Raw genomic sequence first — 19,969 nt, 5'->3', positions numbered from 1 at the left:
GTGGTGATGGTGGTGCCTCTCAGTCGTCGGCCGACGAGTGCCGGCTCAGGAAGTCGTCGAACAGCGCGATCGTCGCGCCGGGGTTCTCGACGTGCGGGCCGTGGTAGCTCGTCGGGATCACCTCGTACCGGGCGCCCGTGTCGAGCGCCATCTGCCGCTGCCACGGGATCGGCCAGGCGCCGTCCCACTCGCCGTGCGCCACGAGGACGGGGAGCCCGGTCGCTCGGAGCTCGGCGGAGGCGTCGGTGTGGTCCTCGAGGATGTGCCCGCCGGCGACGACGCTCAGCGGACTCGTCGCGTCGAAGCGGTCGCGGACCATGCGGGCGTCGTCGGGCAGGTCCTCGTCCGGGCGCCCGGCCCAGAGCGGGTTCGTCGCGTCGAACAGCTGGCGGAGGTTCCCGCCGGTGTCGTCCAGGATCGTGAGCTCGGTGACCTTGCGGTAGGGCCAGCCGTCGGGGCCGGAGCAGAACTGCACGACGCTGCGGAACGACTCCGGCGAGGCGATCGCGGCCGCGCGGGCGATCACCCCGCCGAGCGAGTGCCCGATGAGGTGCACGGGTGCGCCTTCGTCGAGCAGGGCCGCGACCCGGACGACGTCGGCCGCTTCTTCGTCCAGTGAGTGGTCCGACGGCGACGTGGGCGCTGCCGAGTCGGCCTGGCCGCGGCGGCTGATCGCGACCGCGGTCCAGCCGGCCTCGCGCAGCAACGGCATGAAGGTGCGCCAGTCCTCCTTCGACCCGGTGTACCCGGGGACGATCAGGACGGTGCCCTTGCTCCGCCCGTCCGGGACGACGCGGTAGGCGGTGAGCCGACCGACGGGCAGGTCGATGCCGACGACGTCGACGCCCTCGGGGGTGGGGAGGTGGCCGAAGGGAGCAACAGCGGGGAACTCGTGGAGGGTGCTCATGCCAGCAGCGTCCTCCGCGGGTTCGGCACCGCGTCCAGCAGCGCGACCGTGTAGTCGTCCTGCGGGTGCTGCAGCACCTCGGCCGTGCGGCCCCGCTCGACCACGGCGCCGTCGTGCAGCACCATGATGTCGTCGGTGATGAGCCGCGCGCTCAGCAGGTCGTGCGTGATGTAGAGGAGCGACACGCCCCACTGCTCCCGCAGGTCCTCGAGCAGCGCGAGCACGCCCGCCCGCAGCGTGACGTCGAGCATCGAGACGGGCTCGTCGGCGATGATCACCTGCGGGTCGCTCGCGAGTGCCCGGGCGATCACCACGCGCTGCCGCTGCCCGCCGGAGAGCTGGTGGGGGAGCTTCTGCGCGAACTGCTCGACGGGCGTCAGGCCCACGGTCTCGAGGATCTCGAGCATCCGCCGGCGGGTATCACGCCCGCGCAGCCCGGTGTAGTTCGCGATCGGCCGCGACAGGATGTACTCCACGGTGTGCAGCGGGTTGAGCGCCGCGTACGGGTCCTGGAACACCATCTGCACCTCGGCGCGCAGGTCCTTCAGGCCGCGCCGACCGAGCCTGGCCACGTCGGTGTCGCCGAAGCGCACGGTGCCGCTGGTCGGCTGCTCGACGCCGGTGAGCATCTTCGCGATCGTCGACTTGCCCGAGCCGGACTGGCCGACGAGGGCGAGCGACTGCCCGGGCTCGAGGGTGAACGACACGTCGCGGACGGCCTGCACGGGCTGCTCGCCGCGGCGGGGCGCCGGGTACGTCTTGACGAGGTGGTCGACGATGATCGGATTCTTCGCGGCGGACCGCTCACGTGAGCCGACGGTGCTGAAGGACGAGGTCGTCTCCTGGCGCGTGGCGGACGGATCGCGTAGCGAACGGTCCGGGAACCCCGGCAGCGAGACGACCTCGGCCCGCGGGTCCGCGTAGTGCGACAGCAGCATCTTCGTGTAGTCGTCCTGCGGGTCACGGAGGACCTCGAGCGAGCGGCCGTCCTCGACGATCCGCCCCTCGTGCATGACGAGCACGCGCTCGGTGGCCTCGAGCACGATGCCGAGGTCGTGGCTGATGAGGATCGCAGTGAACCCCTCGGAGCGCTGCAGCTCGATGATCGTGTCCATCACCGCGTGCTGCACGAGGACGTCGAGGGCCGTGGTCGGCTCGTCGAACACCATGAGCTGCGGTTCGAGCGACAGCGCGAGGGCGATCGAGACGCGCTGGCGCATGCCGCCGGAGAGCTCCCCCGGGTACCGCGCGAGCATCGTCTCGGGCAACTTCACCTTGCCGACCAGCTCCCGCATCCGGGCGTCCCACCGCTCGCGCGGCACGTGGCCGTGGGCCGTGAAGACGTCGATGAAGTGGTTGCGGACCGTGCGCACCGGGTTGAGCGCGTTCATGCCCGACTGCAGGACCATCGCGAAGCCGCCCTGGCGCTGCTGGCGCAGGGCTTCGTCGTCGAGGTCGCGGATGTCCGCACCGCCGAAGACGATGTTGCCGCCGTTGGTGCGCGCCGGCGGCTTCTGCAGCCGGGTGAGCGCGTAGCCGAGGGTCGACTTGCCCGAACCGGACTCGCCGACCAGCCCGACGAACTCCCCCTTGCGCAGCGAGAAGGAGACGTGGTCGACGGCCTGGACGGCCGTCTGGCCAGCCGACTCGTAGACGACGGACAGGTCGCGGACGTCGAGCAGGACGTCTGCGCCTTCGGTCTGGAGGTGCGGGGCGGCGCCGTCCCGCGCCTCCAGTCCGGTCGTGGGCTGGCTGCTCATGCTGCTGCCTCCTTCTTGCGACGCGCGCCCTCGCGCAGCCGCGGGTTGGACACGGCGTCGACGCCGAAGTTGATCAGGGTGAGGCTCATCGCCAGGAGGGCGATGCAGAGGCCCGGGGCGAACAGCAGGATCCACTGGCCGGTGAGCAGCGCGTTCGAGTTCTGCGCCCAGTAGAGGATCGTGCCCCAGCTGACGATCGACGAGTCGCCGAGCCCGAGGAACTCGAGGCCCGCCTCGGCGAGGATCGCGCTCGTCGCCGCACCGAAGAAGCTGCCGACGATCAGGCTCGTCATGTTCGGCAGGATCTCGCGGAAGACGATGCGCGTCGCACCGTCGCCGGAGAACTGCGCCGCGGTGACGAAGTCGCGGCTGCGGAGGGACTGTGTCTGGCTGCGCAGGACGCGCGCGCCCCAGGCCCAGCCGGTGACGACGATCACGGCGATGATCACCGCGATGCCGCCGTTCTGCAGGTACGCCGCGATGACGATCATCAGGGGAAGGCCCGGGATGACGAGGAACAGGTTCACGATGAACCCGATGACCTCGGCGACCCAGCCGCGGATGTAGCCCCAGCTCAGGCCGATCGCGACGGCGACGAGCGTGGACAGGAAGCCCGCGACCGCACCGACGAGCACGGAGACCCGGGCGCCGTGGATGAGCTGGGAGAGGACGTCCTCGCCGGCGGCGGTGGTGCCCATCCAGTGGGCGGCGCTGGCGTCCGCATTCCTCGGGAAGCCGTTCTCGCTGCCGCCGTAGGGGGCGAGGAGCGGGGCGGCGATCGCCACGAGGACGAAGAAGCCGAGGATGCAGATGCCGACGCGGGCCTTGGTGTTGCTCCAGACGACGCCGAACTGGCGGGCGGCGGCCTTCCACTTGGAGGGGGCTTGCTGCTGGTCGTCGTGCTCGTCTTGCTGCGTGCGTACTGCGACGGTTGCGTCGGGTGTGCGCGTGTTGGTCATCGGCGCGTCCTCGGGTCCAGGACGCCGTACAGGACGTCCACGATGAAGTTGGCGATGAGCACCGACACGGTGATCATCAGGAAGAGGGCCTGCATGAGCGGGTAGTCCTGCCCGATCACGGCGTTGAACAGCAGGTAGCCGATGCCCGGGTAGCCGAAGACCTGCTCGACCAGGACCGAGCCGCCGACCACGCCGCCGAGCGCCAGGCCGAAGCCGGTCAGGTTCGGCAGGATCGCGTTCCGTGCGGCGTACCGGACGGCGACCGTGCGGCCGCGGAGGCCGTTCGCCTCGGCGAAGGTGACGTAGTCGTCGCCGAGGGTGTTGATCATCGCGTTGCGCATGCCGATGATCCAGCCGCCGAGGCTCGTCACCAGGATCGTCACCGCCGGCAGGATCGCGTGCCGCAGGACGTCGCCGATGTAGGTGCCGTTCCAGCCCGGGACGCTCGTCGCCGATGATGCCCCGGTGGTCGGGAACCAGTGCAGGACGTAGCCGAGGAAGAACAGCAGCAGGAGCGCCGTCCAGAAGTACGGGAACGTGGACATGAACGAGCCGGACAGGGTCGGGAGCGAGTCGAGCCAGGTGCCGCGCTTCCACGCCGCGGCGACGCCGATGAGCGTGCCGATGACGAACGCCAGGACCGTGACCGTGCCGACGAGCACGAGCGTGTACGGCAGGGCGCGGCCGACCAGGTCACCGACGGGCTGCGGGTAGAACGTGTAGCTCGTGCCGAAGTCGAGGGTGACGACCTGGTGCAGGTAGCTGACGTACTGGTCCCAGAGGTTCCCGCTGGGGACGCCGAGCTGCGCCTCGATGGCCTTCTTGGTGGCGTCGGTGACCGGACCGTTCTGGCTGAGCTTCGCGAGTGCCGCGTCCGACGGGCTGCCGGGCATGAGGCGCGGGAGCACGAAGTTCAGGGTGACCGCGGCCCAGAGGGTCAGGACGAAGAGGACGAGTTTCTGGAGGATGTACTTCACTTGGCCTGCTCCTCCAGGATCTTCTTGCCCGCCTCGCTGTCACGGAGTCGGAGCTTCGTGAAGATGAGCAGCGGGGCCGAGTCGTAGTTCTGCGGTGCCATGTAGGGGTCCTCCGCGCTCGGCCAGCCGACGAACTTGCCGGTGTTGAACAGCCCCCAGAGGCCGCCGTAGTACATGCCGATCACCGGGAGGTCGTCGTAGACGATGGCCTGCAGCTTGTTCAGGATCTGCTGCTGCTCGCCCCGGTCGGTCGTACCGCGGTACTCGTCGAGGAGCTTCTGGGTGTCCGCGTTCCTGTAGCGCTCGAAGTTGTTCACCGTCGACTTGCCGACCGGCTGGTAGAAGTCGCTCGACAGCAGGGAGTTGTAGGCCTGGAAGACGTCGCCGTTCCCCATGCCGCCCATCGCCATGTCGAACGTGCCGTTGTTGATGTTCTGCTGGTACCCGGCGGGCTGCGGTGCCTGGATCTGCACCTTCACGCCGATCTTCCCGAGGTCCCGCTGCACCTGCTGCGCGGCGCGGAGCCAGTCCGAGTACCCGTTCGCGGTCATGAGGTTGATCTCGAGCTGCTTGCCGTCCTTGACGAGCTTGCCGCCCCGCTGCTCGTAGCCGGACTTCGCGAACTGGGCGAGGGCACGGTCGGTGTCCTGCGTGATCATCCCCTTGTCGGGGATCGACGGGTCGAGGTACTGCTCCTGGTTCGGCAGGATCAGGCCGGTCTGGCCCGCGGCGCTGAGGTTGCCCTCGGATGCGGTCTCCGCGATGCCGTCGCGGTCGAGCGCGTACGAGATGCCCTTGCGGACGTTGACGTCGTCGTAGGGCGCCTTCGTCAGGTTGGGGATGAGGCCGATCACGCCGCCGGCAGGGAACCACCACTCGTTCGTGTCGGACGCGGCACCCCACGTGCCCTCGACGTCGGAGATGAACGAGTACGCCCAGTCGTAGCCACGCGTGACGGTGTCGAGCTGGGTGTTCGTCGCCGGCAGGACCAGGTGCTGGATGGCGATCTTGTCGGCCTGCCAGTACGTCGGGTTCTTGTCCATCGAGTACTGCTGGTCGGAGTAGTTGCCGAGCACGAACGGACCGGTGCCGACCGGGTTCGGGTCCCGCCACGTGACCGGGTCCTCGACCCCGCCGTAGTGGTGCTCCGGGAGGATGTACGTCGCGCCGATGATGTTGCGGCTCGGCACGTCCTCGCCCTTGAGGTGGAACACGACGTGGTCGCCGTCACGCTCGATGCGGTCGATGTGCTGCCAGGCGCCCTTGACGTCCATCGCGGGGAACTTCTTGAGCAGGTCGAAGGTGAAGAGGACGTCCTCGGGGGTGAACGGCGTGCCGTCGGACCATTCGACACCCTTCCGGATGGTCATGTCGATCGTCCGGGCGTCCGGCTGCTCCCACGAGCTCGCGAGCCACGGGGTGCCCTCACCGTCGAGGGGGTTGATCTCGATGAGGGGCTCGTACATCCACTTGCTCGCGGTGCGGGCGTTCGGGATGTACGGGTTGAAGTTCCGGTCGAACAGCGGGTTGCCGCGGTCGGCGTTGATGAGCATCGTGTCCTTGCCGATGCTCGGGTCCGGCTGGGAGCGGACCTGGATGCTGCAGCCGGTGGCGGTGAGGGCCACGACGGCGATGCCGGCGAGTGCGGCCATCAGGCGTCCGCGCCGGCGCGTGCGCTGTGGCAGGCGCTGTGGGGGAAGCGTCATTGCTCGGTCGACCTCCGTGTCGAATGGGTACGCGGCCCAATGTATGCGCTTACATCCCGCGATGCAAGCCACGACATCCCGCCGGGGAGAGGCACGCGTCCGATCGCCCCGCACGCTCCGGTCGCACGACTCGCCGCCGACGACGGGGGCTCCGGTCGCACGACTCGCCGCCGACGGAGGCTCCGGTCGCACGACTCGCCGCCCCGCCCGCCGTGGCACGGCGTGTCGCGCGACCTGTGCGCCTGCGCCATGGCGCGTCGCGCGACCGGAACACCTGCGCCGCGGGACGTCGCGCGCCCGGAGTGCCGCCGAGCGCAGGCCGTCCGAGCGGGCCGGCAGGGCTCACAGGGCCGGCGGGCAGCTCTCACGCAGCAGGACCTCGACGGGCAGGCGCACGGCACGCGGCGGCCCCTCGCGCCGTTCGAACCGGTCGACGATCGCCCGGACCGCCGCGCGGCCGAGCTCCCCCATGGGCTGGTGCACCGTCGTCAGTGGCGGCGCCGAGAAGCGCCCGGCGTCGATGCCGTCGAAGCCGGTGACCACCACGTCCTCGGGCACGCGCAGCCCACGGGCCCCGGCGGCGTCGAGGACCCCGAGCGCCGTCTGGTCGTTCGAGCAGATCACCGCGCGGGGCACCTCGGCACCGTCGAACAGCACGGACGCGAGCTCCCGCGCCCGGGCCCGCCCGAAGTCGCCGTGCACGACCCGCACGTCGGACGACGGGAGTGCGTGGTCGGCGAGCGCCTGCCGGAAGCCCGCCCAGCGCTCCATGTCGTCCGGCGAGTCGATCGGGCCGGCCAGGTACGCGAGCGACCGGATGCCGAGGCGCCCGATCACGTGCGACGCCAGCGTGCGCATGCCCGCGGCGTTGTCGACGCTCACCGAGTCGAAGCCGTGCGACCGCCGGTCGTCCGCGAGCACCACGACCGGGATCCGCCTGGCGACGTGCTCGAGCAGGTCGTCGGGAACGGTCTGGGCGAGCACCGCGAGACCGTCGACCCGCCCGGCGACGTCGTTCACGATGACGTCGCGCGAGGAGCCCCGCCCGGCCGCGACCATCAGTGCCAGACCCCGCTGCCACGCCTCGGTCTCGGCGCCGCGCAGGACCTCGTCGAAGTACAGGTTCGACGAGAACGGCTGGGTCACGTGCCGCCGGTCGTCGACGACCCGGACACCACCGTCGGTCACGAGGTCGGGTCGCTCGTCCGGCACGACGTCGAACCCGGGCAGCAGGAGCCCGACGACGCCGGTCCGCTTGCCGGCCAGCGCCCTCGCGTTGCCGGAGGGCACGTAGCCGAGCGTCCGGATCGCCGCCTGGACCCGGTCGCGGGTGCCCTCGCGGACGGCGTCGGGCGTGCGGAGCACGCGCGAGACGGTGGCGATGGAGACGCCCGCCTCGGACGCGACGTCGTAGACCGTGGGAGGTGCGGTGCGCTGGGTGCTCATGCCGTGCCTCCCGTCCGACGTGCGCCTGGCCGCCGCGCCGGTGCGCGGCCGGACCATCCTAGGCACGGCACGGGAACCGCCTTCTCCACAGGTCGGTGGGAACGCTTGCGCGTCGTGGAGGAGCGGGCGCAGACTGTTGCGACCTCAGAACGCCCCGTGAGGAAGCGCATCACCACCGATGCCCACGCACACAGGAGGAGATCTCGATGTCCCAGTCGACGCGGTCCGGCAGCAAGCACGCCATCCGACTTACCACCGACGAGGCCGAGGTGCGTGACGCCCTCCTCGACCACACGGAGCACGGGGCGGCGGGGGCCGCTCAGGACATCGACGGATCCGAGGAGCCGACGACCAGAGCCTGACCGTGCGCGGCGGCCCGGATGGTCGCCGGGAGGTGCGGGCCGACTCCGCGCCGGCCTCACGTCAGCCGGCCGGGAGGCACGGGCCGACTCCGCGCCGCCCGTCGCGTCAGCGGGCCGCTGCCTCGCCCTGGTCGGGTTCGCCGAGCAACTCCGGGCTGCCGACGATGGCCATGCCCGCACCTCGCAGACGCCGACGCTCCTGCGCGATCCATGCGAGCAGGCGGTCGTTCGTCCCGGCGACGTGCGCCGCCAGCAGTTCCGCGGCGCGGTCCGCCTGGCCCGCGCGCACGGCGTCCAGGACGGCGCTGTGCTCCTCCCACGCGGCCTCGCGAGCCTCGGCGGTCCGCACCTCGATCCAGCGTGTGCGCTCCAGTCGCGTCAGCGCATCGGCGATGGCATCGGTGATGAACCGGTTGCCGCCGAGCGCGGCGAGGTCGAGGTGGAAGGTCGAGCCCATGCGGATGCCGGCCTCGCGGTCGGGGGTGCCCCGGAGAGCGTCGAGGTGCGCGCGGACCTCGTCGAGCTGGTCGGTCGAGGCGCGCTCGACGGCGAGCCGCGCGGCCGCGGGCTCGAGCACGCCCCGGAGCTCCGCGAGCGAGGCGATCTCGTCGAGGTCGATCGGCGTCACCGTCCACGAGCGCCCCTCGTGCAGGATGAGCCCCTCGCGCTCGAGCCGCGACAGCGCCGCGCGGACCGGCGTCCGGGAGGCATGGAACCGGCTCTCGAGCCCGCGCTCCGAGATCCGCTCGCCGGGGGCGATGTCGAGCGTGAGGATCGCCTCGCGCAGGTTGTCGTAGAGCTGGCTCGTCTGCGACACGGGCACGGCGTTCGCGGTCGTCTCGGTCACGGCGCACCAGCATAGTGCGGATCCCGGCGCCTTGGTATACCGTTGTGGTATACCAACCGCTCCCGGAACGGATCCGCTTGTCCTCGCCGACCTCCGCCGCAGTTCCGCCCGACGTCGCGGCCAGGGCGTGGACGATGCTCGCACTCGGCGTCGCCGCACAGGCAGCGGGCACCCTCGTCGTCTCCGCTCCCGCACTGCTCATCCCGCACCTGCTCCGGCAGGGCATGCCCTTCGCCTCGGCCGGGCTCTTCGCCGCAGCCCCGACGATCGGCCTCGTCCTGACGCTCATCGCGTGGGGCGCCGTGACGGACCGCGTCGGCGAACGGGTGGTCATCGCCGGCGGGCTCGCGCTGACGACGCTGACCGTCGTGGCCGCGTGGGCGTCCGCGGGCGATCCACTGCTGCTCGGGCTCGCGTTCCTCACGGCGGGCATGACGAGCGCGTCGACGAACGCGGCGAGCGGCCGGGTGGTCGTCGGGTGGTTCCCGAAGGAGCGCCGGGGGCTGGCGATGGGCATCCGGCAGATGTCGCAGCCACTCGGGGTGACGCTCGCGGCCGTGACGGTGCCGCTGCTGACGGAGACGCACGGCGTCCGGAGCGCGCTCGTCCTGCCGTTCGTCCTCTGCGCGGTGCTCACCGCGCTCTGCGCCGTCGGCATCACCGACCCGCCGCGACCGGCCCGCGCGGCACCGGCGACGGTCGGTGCCACCGCGAACCCGTACCGGGCGTCCGGGTTCCTGTGGCGCGTGCACCTGGTGTCCGTACTCCTGGTGGTGCCGCAGTTCACGCTCTCGACGTACGGTCTCGTCTGGCTGGTGGGTCTCGGGTGGTCGACCCCGGCGGCGGGGCTGCTCGTGGGCGCGTCGCAGTTCGTCGGAGCCGTGGGGCGGATCCTCGTCGGGGCCTGGAGCGACCGCGCCGGGTCCCGCGTGGGACCACTGCGGCTGGTCGCGGTCGCGGCGGCGGTCGTCATGGGCGTGCTGGCGCTCGTCGACGTCACGCACTGGGCCGCCGGAGCGGTCTTCCTCGTCGTCGCGACGAGCGTCACCGTGGCGGACAACGGGCTCGCGTACACGTCGGTGGCCGAGGCAGCGGGGCCGTCCTGGTCCGGGCGGGCACTCGGCGCGCAGAACACCGGGCAGTTCCTGGCGGCGAGCGCCGTCGGCCCCGGGGTCGGGGCCCTCGTCGGGGTGTTCGGCTTCGCGGCGGCGTTCGCGGTCGTGGCCGCGCTGCCCCTGCTGGCGCTGCCGGTCGTCCCACGCACGGACCGCTCGCACGACTGACCGCGTGCGCCCGCGCGTGCGCCTGCGCCTGCGCCTGCGCCTGTGCCTGTGCCTGCGCGAGACGCTGCCCCTCCCGAGACGCAACAGGAGCGGTTCCGCGCAACGGAGTACCGCTGCGAGGAACCGCTCTCGTTGCGTTCTGCGGGCGCAGCGAACCGAAGCGTCCGCGGGAGGCGTCAGGCGGGGACGGCGGGGCCCACCGGCCAGCGCAGGAGTGCGGACGCGGGCGCGCCGCTCGGCAGGGACGCGGCGTTCACCAGGACGAGCTCGGCGTCGGTGAGCACCACCGCTCGCACGAGCGCGCAGACGGCCGGCACCTGGCCGAGCACGGTCGCGCCGGCGGCCTGCTCGGGAGCGGTGGCGACCCACGGGGCGGCGTCGAGGGCCAGGAGCGTGCGGTCACCGAGCGCCCCCGCGTCGAGCGCGACCACGGCGGCCTGGGCCTGCTGCAGCGCGGAGACGACGGCTCCGAGCCCGCTCACGCTCTCGTTGTCCCCACGGCCCTCGTGCGTCCGGAGCAGGTCCTGCACGTCGTGCCGACGCGACGCGAGGATCCGCGCGAGCGCCAGGTCGACGTGCTGCACGAGTGCCTTCTCGGACGCGTCGTCGGCACGGGGGTCGACCGCGACCTCGGTGACGAGCGCCCGGGTGGCGGTGGAGAGCTCTCCTCGGAGGAGCTCCCGGGCGCGGATGTCACCCGCCACCAGGATCAGCTTCGGCGACGTGGCCTTCACGGTCTCCTCGATCGCCGCCGCGACCTCGCCGGCCGTCTGCTTCCAGATCTCCTCGGTGTGCTGGTGCCAGTGGGGCTGGGACCATCCGCCGCCGGTCTTCGACTTGTGCAGCGTGTCGGTGCGGCCCTGGATGCGCTGCTCGTCCTCGGCCGCCCCGCTCGGCGCGTGCCCGAGCCGGTAGCCCCGGAACCCGCCGCCCTCGCGCCCGACGGTGACGACCAGGAACGGCAGGTCGAACGGCCGGTGCGCGAGCAGGGGCAGCAGGTCGGGCACGGCCCCGGTGCCGATCGACTCCTGGCCGTGCAGGTGTCCGGGGAGCACCTCGCTGAGCACGAGTTCGTCATCACGGACGAGCACGTACCGGGCGACGGGTGCGGGAACGCCGGGCTGCTCGACGAGTTCCTCCTCGATGATCTCGACGGCCCGGTCCGAGCAGCCCTGCTGCTTGAGTGCGTCCGACACCGTGCGTCGTTGCAGGGCGGCGAGTCGGCGCGGGTCCTCGCGGTTGCCGGAGGCGTCGACGTACGCCCACGTCCAGGTGCCCGGCGTCTGGAGCGCCTGGACGACCTCGGACTGCAGGGCGCTGGCCTCACGGGTGGTCTGCGCCATCAGCGGCTCCCGTCCTCGTCGGTCTCGGTCGTGAAGACGGCATCGGACCCCGAGCCGTCCGCAGCGGTGTCCGTCGTGTCGTCCTGCAGCGACCCCTCGAGCGCTCCGTCGTACCCGGACGCCGTCACGGTCTCGGCGTCGTCGGTGTCGTCGGGGACCGGTTCGGACTGCCGGAACTCCTCGACGTGCGCATTGCTGCCGTGTCCCTGGACGATGCTCTGCGCCTCGTGCGCGAGCTGGTCGTCGAGTTCGGGTCCGTGGGTGGTGTTCCCGCGATCGGTCACAAGCCTCTCCTCCCGTTCGTGCCGCCGACGGCGCCGTCGGGCCGCTCGCGGCTTCGGTGTTGCTGTGCCGACCACCCTGCGCGCTCGGTCCTGGAGGTGTCCGCAGGTCGGAGCGAACACGCAGTCGTGGCCCGCCGTCGTCGCAGCCGGTCACGGGACGCCGTGAATCCTGCGTGGACGTACAGGCTCGTCCCGTTCTGTGCTTTGCTGGCAGGGACCCCGATCCGACGACGAACCGGAGGCCCGGCAATGACGCCGACCCCACCGAGAACTGTGATCTCCAGAAGGAACCTGCTGAGCCTCGGGCTCGGCACAGCTGCGGCGGGGTTGCTCGCCGGGTGTGCCGTCCCGGGCTCCACGAACGTCAACCGGGCTGCGCTGGTGCCGGCCGCCGCCGACGGCGAGACCGTCCAGCTGACCTACTGGGCGTGGTTGAAGGACCTGCAGAAGGTCTGCGACGTCTGGAACGCGGCGAACCCGCGCATCCAGGTGACGGCGAACTGGATCCCCGGCGGCAACGCGGGCGGGTACCAGAAGATGTACTCCGCGCTCGCGGCCGGGGGCGGCCCCGACATCGGGCAGGTCGAGTTCCGGCAGATCCCGGAGTTCATGCTCGCGAACGGCCTGGTCGACCTCGCCCGGTACGGCGCCGAGGACGTGCAGGACCGCTACGACGAGGCCGCCTGGTCGCAGGTCCAGTTCGTCGACGGCGTCTACGGCATCCCGCAGGACACCGGCCCGATGGGCTTCTACTACCAGACCGCGATCCTCGAGCAGGCCGGCGGCGAGCCCCCGACGACGTGGGACGAGTGGCGCGACCTGGCCGACAAGGTGCGCGGCACGGGCAACGGGAACTACCTCGAGGTCTTCCCGGTCGCCGACGCCTCGCCCTTCGCCGCCTACGCGCAGCAGGCCGGCGCCCGCTGGTTCCGGACCGACGGCGACTCCTGGGTGGTCGACATGACCGACGACAAGACGATGATGGTCGCCGAGTTCTTCGACGGCGTGATCGACGAGAAGCTCGTCGACACGAGCGCCGGGGCGTACTCCCCGGGCTGGTACGCCGCGGCGGCGAGCGGGAAGATCGCCGCCGTCACGAGCGCGAGCTGGGGCGACGCCCTCATCCAGTCCGTCCAGGGCGGCGAGGGCAAGTGGAAGGTCGCGCCGATGCAGACCTGGGGTGACACCGGCTACGGCTCGAGCTCGATCGGCGGCTCGACGGCTGCCGTCCTGGCCAACGCGAAGCACCCGCGGGAGGCGCTCGAGTTCATCACGTGGATGACCACCTCGAAGGAGGGCGTCGACGCGATGATCGAGTACTGCGGCATCGGGTGGTCCCCGGCGAAGGACTACATCGGCGCTGCGCGGCAGAAGCCCTCCGAGTGGTTCTCCGGCCAGAACTACAACGAGGAGGTCTTCGTCCCCTCGGCCCGGGAGCAGAACCTCGAGTGGTCGTGGTCGCCCGTGACCCAGTCGGCCTTCACCAGCCTGCAGAACCAGTTCCGCCGCAAGCTCACGGGTGGGCTGAAGCTCACCGACGCCGTCGAGCTCGCCCAGCGGGAGATCGTCCAGTCCTTCACGGACAAGGGCCTGAGCGTCAGGACCGCACGGTGACCGCCACCCAGGACCGCACGACGGCCACCTCGCAGCCGGGCACCGGCTTCCGCACGAGCACCAAGGCCACGAGCGCCCAGAAGCGCGCCCCGTGGATCCTCCTCGCCCCGTTCCTCGCGCTCTTCCTGCTGACGTTCGTCATCCCGATCATCAGCGCGCTCTTCCAGAGCTTCACGACCGTCGACCGCGAGGGCCTGTTCGGCGAGGACGGCGTCACCGGCCGCTTCGCCGGCTTCGACAACTACGTCACCGCCCTGAACGACGCCGGCTTCGTCGCGTCGATCGGCCGCATGCTGCTGTTCGGCATCGTGCAGGTGCCGGTCATGATCATCGCGTGCACGATCCTGGCGCTGCTGCTCGAGTCGGCGAGCGCCCGCTGGCCCGCCTTCTTCCGCGCGGTCTACTTCATGCCGTACGGCGTCCCGGGCGTCATCGCGACGATCCTGTGGTCGTTCCTGTACGTGCCCGGCCTGTCGCCGATCGTGTCGCTGCTGCAGTCGATGGGGCTGCAGCCGGACTTCCTCGGCGCGGACAGCGTGCTCTGGTCGATCGCCAACATCGTCACGTGGACGTACACCGGCTACAACATGCTCATCATCGTGGCGCAGCTCAAGTCGATCCCCGGCGAGGTCTACGAGGCAGCGAAGGTGGACGGCGCCGGACCCTTCCAGGTCGCCTGGCGGATCCAGATCCCGCTCATCGCCCCGGCCCTGGTGCTCACGACGGTGTTCTCGATCATCGGCACACTGCAGCTCTTCGCCGAGCCGCAGATCCTGTCCACGGTCGCCCCCGCGATCGACACCGAGTACACGCCGAACTACGCCGCCTACACGAACGCGTTCGCGTTCAACGAGTACGGCGTCGCGAGCGCACAGGCCGTGATCATCGCGCTGGCCGCGTTCATCCTGTCGTTCGCGTTCCTCGCGCTGACGAACCGGCCGCCGCGAGACGAACGAGATCGCCGCAAGCGGGCGCGACGGGACGGTCTGGGCCCACGCCGCCGGTTCCGGACCGACGCGCCAGCGGCGGGCCGGCCGAGCCGGTGGGGAGAGGCGCGGCGGGCGCTCCAGACGCGAGCATCTGCCCGACGGGTGGTCACCACCCAGGCCGATCCGGGCCTCCAGTCCGGTCACGTCGCGACGACGGAAGGAACGGACCGATGACCAGCGAAGCCATCGAGGCGCCCGTCACCAAGCGGGCCGCCGAGCCCGTCGACACCACGTCGATCACGGCACATCAGCGCCGCAAGCTCGACCGTTCCCCGGGGTCGCAGATCGTCGTGACGGGCATCCTCGTCATCGTCGCGATCTACTTCCTCGTGCCGCTGTACTGGGTCGTCGTCGCGGCGACCAAGACCACGGGTGCGCTGTTCGCGACGAACGGGTTCTGGTTCGGCGGCGAGTTCGCCCTGTTCAGCAACATCCAGCAGGTGTTCTCGTACGACGGCGGGATCTTCGTCCGGTGGATCGCGAACAGCGTGCTGTACTCGGGCGTCGGCGCGGTCCTGGCGACCTACTTCGCCGCAGCGGGCGGCTACGCGCTCGCGAAGTACGAGTTCCGCGGGCGCCAGCTCGTGTTCGGCACGATCCTCGGCGGCGTGCTCGTCCCGGGGACCGCGACGGCCCTGCCGCTGTTCCTGCTGTTCTCGACGATGGGCCTGACCGACACGTACTGGAGCGTGCTCATCCCGAGCCTCGTGTCACCGTTCGGCCTGTTCCTGTGCCGGGTGTACGCCGCGGCCTCGGTCGACACGGCGCTGCTCGAGCAGGCACGCATCGACGGGGCCGGTGAACTGCGGATCTTCCACACCATCGTGCTCCGCCAGATGACCCCTGCACTGGTGACCGTGTTCCTGTTCCAGGTGGTCGGCATCTGGAACAACTTCTTCCTGCCGCTCATCATGCTGGCAGACCAGGAGCTGTACCCGATCACACTGGGACTCAACAACTGGCGTGCGCAGGTGGACCGGCTGCCGGAGTTCTACCAGCTCACCACCGGCGGGGTGCTCGTCTCGGTCATCCCGCTCGTCATCGCCATCATCGTCCTGCAGCGCTTCTGGCGCGGGGGCCTCACGGAAGGATCGGTCAAGGGTTGACCATCGCTGCTCACTCCCCCTCCACCTCGTCCACCGCCACGACCGACGGGCGCGACGCGCTCGCGGCGCTCGCCTCGACGGCACCGGGCTCGGACACCCGGCTCGCGCCGAGGGCCTGGCTGCACACCGACGCCCCGTCCCTGTCGCTCGACGGGGAGTGGGACTTCCGGTGGTCGCCGGTCGCGGACGTCCCGGTCCCCGGGGCGGAGGCGGAGTGGGGCAGCCTCACCGTCCCGTCGCACTGGGTCCTGCACGGGCACGGTGCGCCGAGCTACACGAACCTGCAGTACCCGTTCCCGATCGATCCGCCGCACCCGCCGGAGGAGAACCCGACCGGTGACCACCGGCGGACATTCTCGCTGCCCACGTCGTTCGACGGCGCGGCACGGGTGTTCCTCCGGTTCGACGGTGTCGAGTCGCACTTCCGGGTGTGGCTGAACGGGTCGCTCGTGGGCTGGAGCACCGGGTCGCGACTCGCCACCGAGTTCGACGTGACCTCGCTGCTCGTGCCCGGGTCGAACGAGCTGCTCGTCCGGGTGCACCAGTGGTCGGCGGCCTCGTACCTCGAGGACCAGGACCAGTGGTGGCTGCCCGGCATCTTCCGCGACGTCACGCTGCTCGCCCGACCGACCGCGCCGATCGACGACGTGTTCGTGCGCGCCGGCTGGACCTCGACGCTCGGCGGTGCCGCCACCGCCGGCACCGCCGCGTCGGGGCGTCCGGAGACGGGCACGGGCACCGTCACGTTCCCGACGCTCGACGCGGTGTTCCCGGTGCGCTTCGCGGTCCCGGCGCTCGGCGTCGACGTCGTCTGGGCCTCCGCTGCGGACGTCCGGCCGATCACGGTCGACGGCGTCGAGCCGTGGAGCGCCGAGCTCCCCCGCCTGTACGACGCCACGCTGGCGACCGGCACGGACGCGGGTGGCAGAGCGGGCGGGGAGACCGTGTCGCTCCGACTCGGCTTCCGCTCGGTGTCGATCGAGGGTGACCGGTTCCTGGTCAACGGCGAGCGCGTGGTGTTCCACGGCGTGAACCGGCACGAGACCCACCCCGTCCGGGGCCGGGTCTTCGACGAGGAGCACGCCCGCGCGGACATGGCGCTCATGAAGCGCAACAACGTCAACGCGATCCGCACCTCGCACTACCCACCGCACCCCCGCGTGCTCGACCTGGCCGACGAGCTCGGGTTCTGGGTGGTCCTGGAGTGCGACCTCGAGACCCACGGTTTCCTGTTCACCGACTGGGTCGGCAACCCCTCGGACGACCCCGCGTGGCGCGAGGCGTACCTCGACCGGATCGCGCGGACCGTCGAGCGCGACAAGAACCACGCGTCGATCGTGATGTGGTCGCTCGGCAACGAGTCCGGCACCGGCAGGAACCTCGCCGCGATGTCGCAGTGGGTGCACGACCGCGACGACGAACGGCCCGTGCACTACGAGGGCGACTACACCGGCACCTACACGGACGTGTACTCGCGGATGTACCCGACGCTGCAGGAGACCGAGTCGATCGGCGGTGGCCCGGAGACGCCGCTGCTCGGGTGCGGTCCGGCCGAGGCGGCGCGGCAGCGGTCCAAGCCGTTCCTGCACTGCGAGTACGTGCACGCGATGGGCAACGGCCCCGGCCAGATCCAGGAGTACGAGGACCTGGTCGACCGGTACCCGCGGCTGCACGGCGGCTTCGTGTGGGAGTGGCGGGACCACGGGCTGCTCGCGCAGACCGCTTCGGGTGCGGACTACTACGCCTACGGCGGGGACTTCGGCGAGGTCGTGCACGACGGCAACTTCGTGATGGACGGGCTCGTGCTGCCCGACGACACACCGACCCCGGGCCTGGCGGAGTTCGCCGCCGTCGTCGCCCCGATCCGGTTCTCGCTGTCGGACACGACGGTGCTCGTCGAGAACCGGTACCACTCCGCATCGACGGCGGGACTGCGGTTCTGCTGGACCCTGTCGCGGAACGGTGTGGTGGAGGCGAGCGGCCGGTTCGCCCCCGGCGTGGTCGCCGCACGGCAGTCGGCGACCGTGCCGGTGCCCGACGAGGTGCTCGCCGCGGTGGCGGACGCCGACGCGCTCGCTCCCGGTGACGAACTGTGGTTCGACGTGACGGCGGAACTGGCGGGCCCGACCGCGTGGGCGGACACCGGCCACGTCGTCGCACGCACCCAACGGCTCGTCGCATCGCGCGTGGCGGAGGCGCCCCGGACCTCCCGGCAGGGCTGGGACGGCGACCGTCTCGGCGAGGGGACGTTCACCGCACGCGGCGACCTGGTGTCGTGGAAGGGGCACGCGGTGGCCGGGCCGCGGCTCGAGCTGTGGCGGGCGCCGACCGACAACGACAGCCTGGCGTCGCAGGGCGGGTACGAGACGGCGGACCCGGTGCTGACGAAGGGCGTCGGCGACCCTTCCGCTCCTCCGTCGGCAACCCGCTGGCGCGAGCGCGGTCTCGACCGGCTGACGCACCGACTCGTGTCGGTGTCGCGGACCGACCACGGGCTGGAGCAGCGCGTCCGCGTGGCGGCGGCGAACAGCGGGTGGGGCGTCGACGTGACGCACCGCTGGACGCTGACCGACGACGGGCTGCTGCTGCAGACCGACGCCGTGCCGTTCGGCGCGTGGGACGTGACCTGGCCGCGGATCGGTGTGCGGTTCGACCTGCCCGCCTCGGTGCTCGACCTCGATGCGTCGTGGTTCGGGACGGGGCCGCTCGAGTCCTACGCGGACTCGTCGCATGCGGCCCGGGTCGGACGGTTCAGCGCGCCGGTGCGTGCCCTGGGCGTCGAGTACTCGATGCCGCAGGAGACCGGGCACCGGCCTGACCTGCGTGCACTGTCGGTCGGCCCGTTCACGGTGTCGACCGTCGGGGCACACCGGGCCGGTTTCACGCTCTCGCCGTGGACCGCGCAGGAGCTCGGGCGCGCGATGCACCCGTACGAGCTGCCGACGCCGGAGCACGCCTACCTGTACCTCGACGCGGCGCAGCACGGGCTGGGGTCGCGGGCGTGCGGGCTCGACGTGCTGCCGGAGCACCAGCTGTGGCCGCAGGCGTTCTCGTGGAGCGTGGTGCTCGGGTAGGGCGGCGCGGGGCCGCGCCGGGCCTTCGGAGCCGCAGCAAGCTCGCGGGGCTACTCCCCCGCGGAGAGGGCGCGGAGCGCCTCCGGGTCCGACGCGTCGAGGAACTCCGTCAGGCGCTCGGGCTCGCCGGGCTCCTCGATCGCCTCGGCCGCCCGCCGCAGTGCGAACAGCGCCCGGAGCACCCCGCGGTTCGGCTCGTGCGACCACGGCACCGGCCCGGCACCACGCCAGCCCGCCTTCCGCAGGGCGTCGAGCCCCCGGTGGTAGCCGACGCGGGCGTAGGCGTAGGACTCGAGGGTCGCGCCGCGCTCCCAGGCCTCGTCCGCGAGGAGCGCCCACGCCAGGCTCGAGGCCGGGTGCGACACGACGACGCTCGACACCGGGGCGTCGGCGGCGAGCGCCGCGGTCACCTCGGGCTCCTCCGGCAGCAGGGTGGCGGGGTTCGCGGACGGGTTCGGCAACAGGTTCTCCGGCATGCCCCCAGCCTGTCACCTCTTGCTCAGCGGCGGGAGCAGCATGGCCGTCATCACACGGGGGCACGTGACCGGCCGGCGGCACGGACGCCCCCCGGCACAGCTAGCGCTTCCGGGTCGGCCGGATCGCCAGCGACTCGATCGTGCCGCGCTCCGGTAGGTCGACGACGGTGCGGACGGCGGCGGCGACGTCCTCGGGCGCCAGGTAGTACGCCGTGTCGTAGTCCTCGCCGAGCTTCTCCGTCAGGGCACGCTGCATGTCCGAGTCTGTCCGGCCCGGATGCACGCTCGACACCCGGACACCGTTCGCCCGCTCCTCCTCACGCAGGGCGTCGGCGAAGGCCCGGAGCGCGAACTTCGACGCCGCGTACACACCACCACCGGGGCCGGCCGTGAAGCCCGCTCCGCTGTTGATCGGGACGACGATGCCGCGCGCCGCCCGGAGCGCGGGGAGCGCCAGACTGGTGAGCTCGGCGACCGCGAAGACGTTCGTCGCGAACACCTGCTCCCACACGTCGCGCGACGTGTCGGCGATCCGTGTGCCCTGTTCGACGCCCGCGCTGTGCACGAGCACGTCGAGACGGTCGGGCAGCGCCGGGACGTCGCCTGCGCCGAGGTCCCCGACGAACGGCGCGGCGCTCGGCAGTTCGGCGACGAGCTCGTCGACCGCGGCGGCCGTCCGGCCACCGACGAGCACGTGGTGCGTCCGCCCGAGGTCGAGCGCGATCGCCCGGCCGATCCCGCGGGTGGCCCCGGTGACGAGGGCGGTCGGACGGTCGGCGGGGAGCGCGGTGTCGGTCATGCGACCAGCCTACGGACGGTGCGTGACGCAGGCGGGC

At 71.6% G+C, this 19,969-nt stretch carries 16 protein-coding genes and 1 pseudogene; 6 read left to right on the top strand and 11 right to left on the bottom strand.

Annotated elements, in window-relative coordinates; genetic code table 11:
- Positions 1–19: 19 nt before the first annotated feature.
- The 6 genes from DEJ23_RS05960 to DEJ23_RS05935 all read right to left on the bottom strand — a co-directional run bounded on the left by DEJ23_RS05960 (position 20) and on the right by DEJ23_RS05935 (position 7,755).
- A complete protein-coding gene (locus tag DEJ23_RS05960; protein WP_111239361.1) occupies positions 20–907 on the bottom strand; it encodes an alpha/beta fold hydrolase in 888 nt (295 codons plus the stop codon).
- Positions 904–2,667, bottom strand: a complete 1,764-nt coding sequence (locus DEJ23_RS05955) for an ABC transporter ATP-binding protein (protein WP_258375282.1) — start codon at positions 2,665–2,667, stop codon at positions 904–906. The genes DEJ23_RS05960 and DEJ23_RS05955 overlap by 4 nt, the downstream gene beginning before the upstream one ends.
- Entirely contained in the window at positions 2,664–3,626 is a 963-nt protein-coding gene (locus tag DEJ23_RS05950) for an ABC transporter permease (RefSeq protein WP_111239360.1), read from the bottom strand. The genes DEJ23_RS05955 and DEJ23_RS05950 overlap by 4 nt, the downstream gene beginning before the upstream one ends.
- Entirely contained in the window at positions 3,623–4,603 is a 981-nt protein-coding gene (locus DEJ23_RS05945) for an ABC transporter permease (protein WP_111239359.1), read from the bottom strand. The genes DEJ23_RS05950 and DEJ23_RS05945 overlap by 4 nt, the downstream gene beginning before the upstream one ends.
- Positions 4,600–6,255 carry an ABC transporter substrate-binding protein gene (locus tag DEJ23_RS05940; protein WP_258375281.1) on the bottom strand — a complete coding sequence of 552 codons (1,656 nt, stop codon included), beginning with the start codon at positions 6,253–6,255 and terminating at the stop codon, positions 4,600–4,602. Before DEJ23_RS05940 ends, DEJ23_RS05945 begins: the two co-directional genes overlap by 4 nt.
- A gap of 396 nt (positions 6,256–6,651) precedes the next feature.
- Positions 6,652–7,755, bottom strand: coding sequence for a LacI family DNA-binding transcriptional regulator (locus tag DEJ23_RS05935; RefSeq protein ID WP_111239358.1), 1,104 nt, complete (start codon positions 7,753–7,755; stop codon positions 6,652–6,654).
- Between the two features lie 206 nt (positions 7,756–7,961).
- On the opposite strand from DEJ23_RS05935, the gene DEJ23_RS15635 reads away from it, so the two are divergent.
- On the top strand, positions 7,962–8,117 hold the full coding sequence (locus DEJ23_RS15635) for a hypothetical protein (RefSeq protein ID WP_181429141.1): 156 nt from the start codon (positions 7,962–7,964) through the stop codon (positions 8,115–8,117).
- A gap of 106 nt (positions 8,118–8,223) precedes the next feature.
- Here the strand turns inward: DEJ23_RS15635 and DEJ23_RS05930 are convergent, their stop codons facing one another.
- A complete protein-coding gene (locus DEJ23_RS05930; protein ID WP_258375280.1) occupies positions 8,224–8,964 on the bottom strand; it encodes a GntR family transcriptional regulator in 741 nt (246 codons plus the stop codon).
- 134 nt (positions 8,965–9,098) lie between these two features.
- On the opposite strand from DEJ23_RS05930, the gene DEJ23_RS05925 reads away from it, so the two are divergent.
- Positions 9,099–10,247 (top strand): MFS transporter, encoded by a 1,149-nt coding sequence (locus tag DEJ23_RS05925; protein WP_111239357.1) that lies wholly within the window; start codon positions 9,099–9,101, stop codon positions 10,245–10,247.
- A gap of 176 nt (positions 10,248–10,423) precedes the next feature.
- On the opposite strand, the gene DEJ23_RS05920 is transcribed toward DEJ23_RS05925, so the two are convergent.
- Both DEJ23_RS05920 and DEJ23_RS05915 read right to left on the bottom strand, forming a co-directional pair.
- Positions 10,424–11,590: a Vms1/Ankzf1 family peptidyl-tRNA hydrolase gene (locus DEJ23_RS05920; RefSeq protein ID WP_111239356.1), complete on the bottom strand. Its 1,167-nt coding sequence runs from the start codon at positions 11,588–11,590 to the stop codon at positions 10,424–10,426.
- Positions 11,590–11,874 carry a hypothetical protein gene (locus DEJ23_RS05915; protein WP_111239355.1) on the bottom strand — a complete coding sequence of 95 codons (285 nt, stop codon included), beginning with the start codon at positions 11,872–11,874 and terminating at the stop codon, positions 11,590–11,592. The genes DEJ23_RS05920 and DEJ23_RS05915 overlap by 1 nt, the downstream gene beginning before the upstream one ends.
- A gap of 249 nt (positions 11,875–12,123) precedes the next feature.
- On the opposite strand from DEJ23_RS05915, the gene DEJ23_RS05910 reads away from it, so the two are divergent.
- From DEJ23_RS05910 to DEJ23_RS05895, 4 genes and pseudogenes are all read left to right on the top strand, one after another.
- Positions 12,124–13,488: an ABC transporter substrate-binding protein gene (locus tag DEJ23_RS05910; RefSeq protein WP_111239354.1), complete on the top strand. Its 1,365-nt coding sequence runs from the start codon at positions 12,124–12,126 to the stop codon at positions 13,486–13,488.
- Positions 13,485–14,426, top strand: a pseudogene (locus tag DEJ23_RS05905) (carbohydrate ABC transporter permease); the annotation flags it as partial. The gene DEJ23_RS05910 and the pseudogene DEJ23_RS05905, both read left to right, overlap by 4 nt.
- Before the next feature lie 221 nt (positions 14,427–14,647).
- Positions 14,648–15,583 (top strand): carbohydrate ABC transporter permease, encoded by a 936-nt coding sequence (locus DEJ23_RS05900; RefSeq protein WP_111239352.1) that lies wholly within the window; start codon positions 14,648–14,650, stop codon positions 15,581–15,583.
- A 2-nt stretch (positions 15,584–15,585) separates the two neighbouring features.
- Positions 15,586–18,657 carry a glycoside hydrolase family 2 TIM barrel-domain containing protein gene (locus tag DEJ23_RS05895; RefSeq protein ID WP_111239549.1) on the top strand — a complete coding sequence of 1,024 codons (3,072 nt, stop codon included), beginning with the start codon at positions 15,586–15,588 and terminating at the stop codon, positions 18,655–18,657.
- A gap of 50 nt (positions 18,658–18,707) precedes the next feature.
- On the opposite strand, the gene DEJ23_RS05890 is transcribed toward DEJ23_RS05895, so the two are convergent.
- Positions 18,708–19,133, bottom strand: coding sequence for a DUF3151 domain-containing protein (locus tag DEJ23_RS05890; RefSeq protein WP_111239351.1), 426 nt, complete (start codon positions 19,131–19,133; stop codon positions 18,708–18,710).
- A 100-nt stretch (positions 19,134–19,233) separates the two neighbouring features.
- Positions 19,234–19,932, bottom strand: coding sequence for an SDR family oxidoreductase (locus tag DEJ23_RS05885; protein ID WP_111239350.1), 699 nt, complete (start codon positions 19,930–19,932; stop codon positions 19,234–19,236).
- Positions 19,933–19,969: the final 37 nt, after the last annotated feature.

This window comes from Curtobacterium sp. MCSS17_008 (assembly GCF_003234185.1).
Classification (GTDB): domain Bacteria; phylum Actinomycetota; class Actinomycetes; order Actinomycetales; family Microbacteriaceae; genus Curtobacterium.
This window is presented reverse-complemented; position numbering and strand designations above follow the sequence as displayed.

What these genes read in the sequence shown, in the direction of transcription:
- DEJ23_RS05960 (WP_111239361.1), bottom strand. Translation starts at nt 907, where the DNA reads ATGAGCACCCTCCACGAGTTCCCCGCTGTTGCTCCCTTCGGCCACCTC.
- DEJ23_RS05955 (WP_258375282.1), bottom strand. Translation starts at nt 2,667, where the DNA reads ATGAGCAGCCAGCCCACGACCGGACTGGAGGCGCGGGACGGCGCCGCC.
- DEJ23_RS05950 (WP_111239360.1), bottom strand. Translation starts at nt 3,626, where the DNA reads ATGACCAACACGCGCACACCCGACGCAACCGTCGCAGTACGCACGCAG.
- DEJ23_RS05940 (WP_258375281.1), bottom strand. Translation starts at nt 6,255, where the DNA reads ATGGCCGCACTCGCCGGCATCGCCGTCGTGGCCCTCACCGCCACCGGC.
- DEJ23_RS05935 (WP_111239358.1), bottom strand. Translation starts at nt 7,755, where the DNA reads ATGAGCACCCAGCGCACCGCACCTCCCACGGTCTACGACGTCGCGTCC.
- DEJ23_RS15635 (WP_181429141.1), top strand. Translation starts at nt 7,962, where the DNA reads ATGTCCCAGTCGACGCGGTCCGGCAGCAAGCACGCCATCCGACTTACC.
- DEJ23_RS05925 (WP_111239357.1), top strand. Translation starts at nt 9,099, where the DNA reads ATGCTCGCACTCGGCGTCGCCGCACAGGCAGCGGGCACCCTCGTCGTC.
- DEJ23_RS05920 (WP_111239356.1), bottom strand. Translation starts at nt 11,590, where the DNA reads ATGGCGCAGACCACCCGTGAGGCCAGCGCCCTGCAGTCCGAGGTCGTC.
- DEJ23_RS05910 (WP_111239354.1), top strand. Translation starts at nt 12,124, where the DNA reads ATGACGCCGACCCCACCGAGAACTGTGATCTCCAGAAGGAACCTGCTG.
- DEJ23_RS05900 (WP_111239352.1), top strand. Translation starts at nt 14,648, where the DNA reads ATGACCAGCGAAGCCATCGAGGCGCCCGTCACCAAGCGGGCCGCCGAG.
- DEJ23_RS05890 (WP_111239351.1), bottom strand. Translation starts at nt 19,133, where the DNA reads ATGCCGGAGAACCTGTTGCCGAACCCGTCCGCGAACCCCGCCACCCTG.
- DEJ23_RS05885 (WP_111239350.1), bottom strand. Translation starts at nt 19,932, where the DNA reads ATGACCGACACCGCGCTCCCCGCCGACCGTCCGACCGCCCTCGTCACC.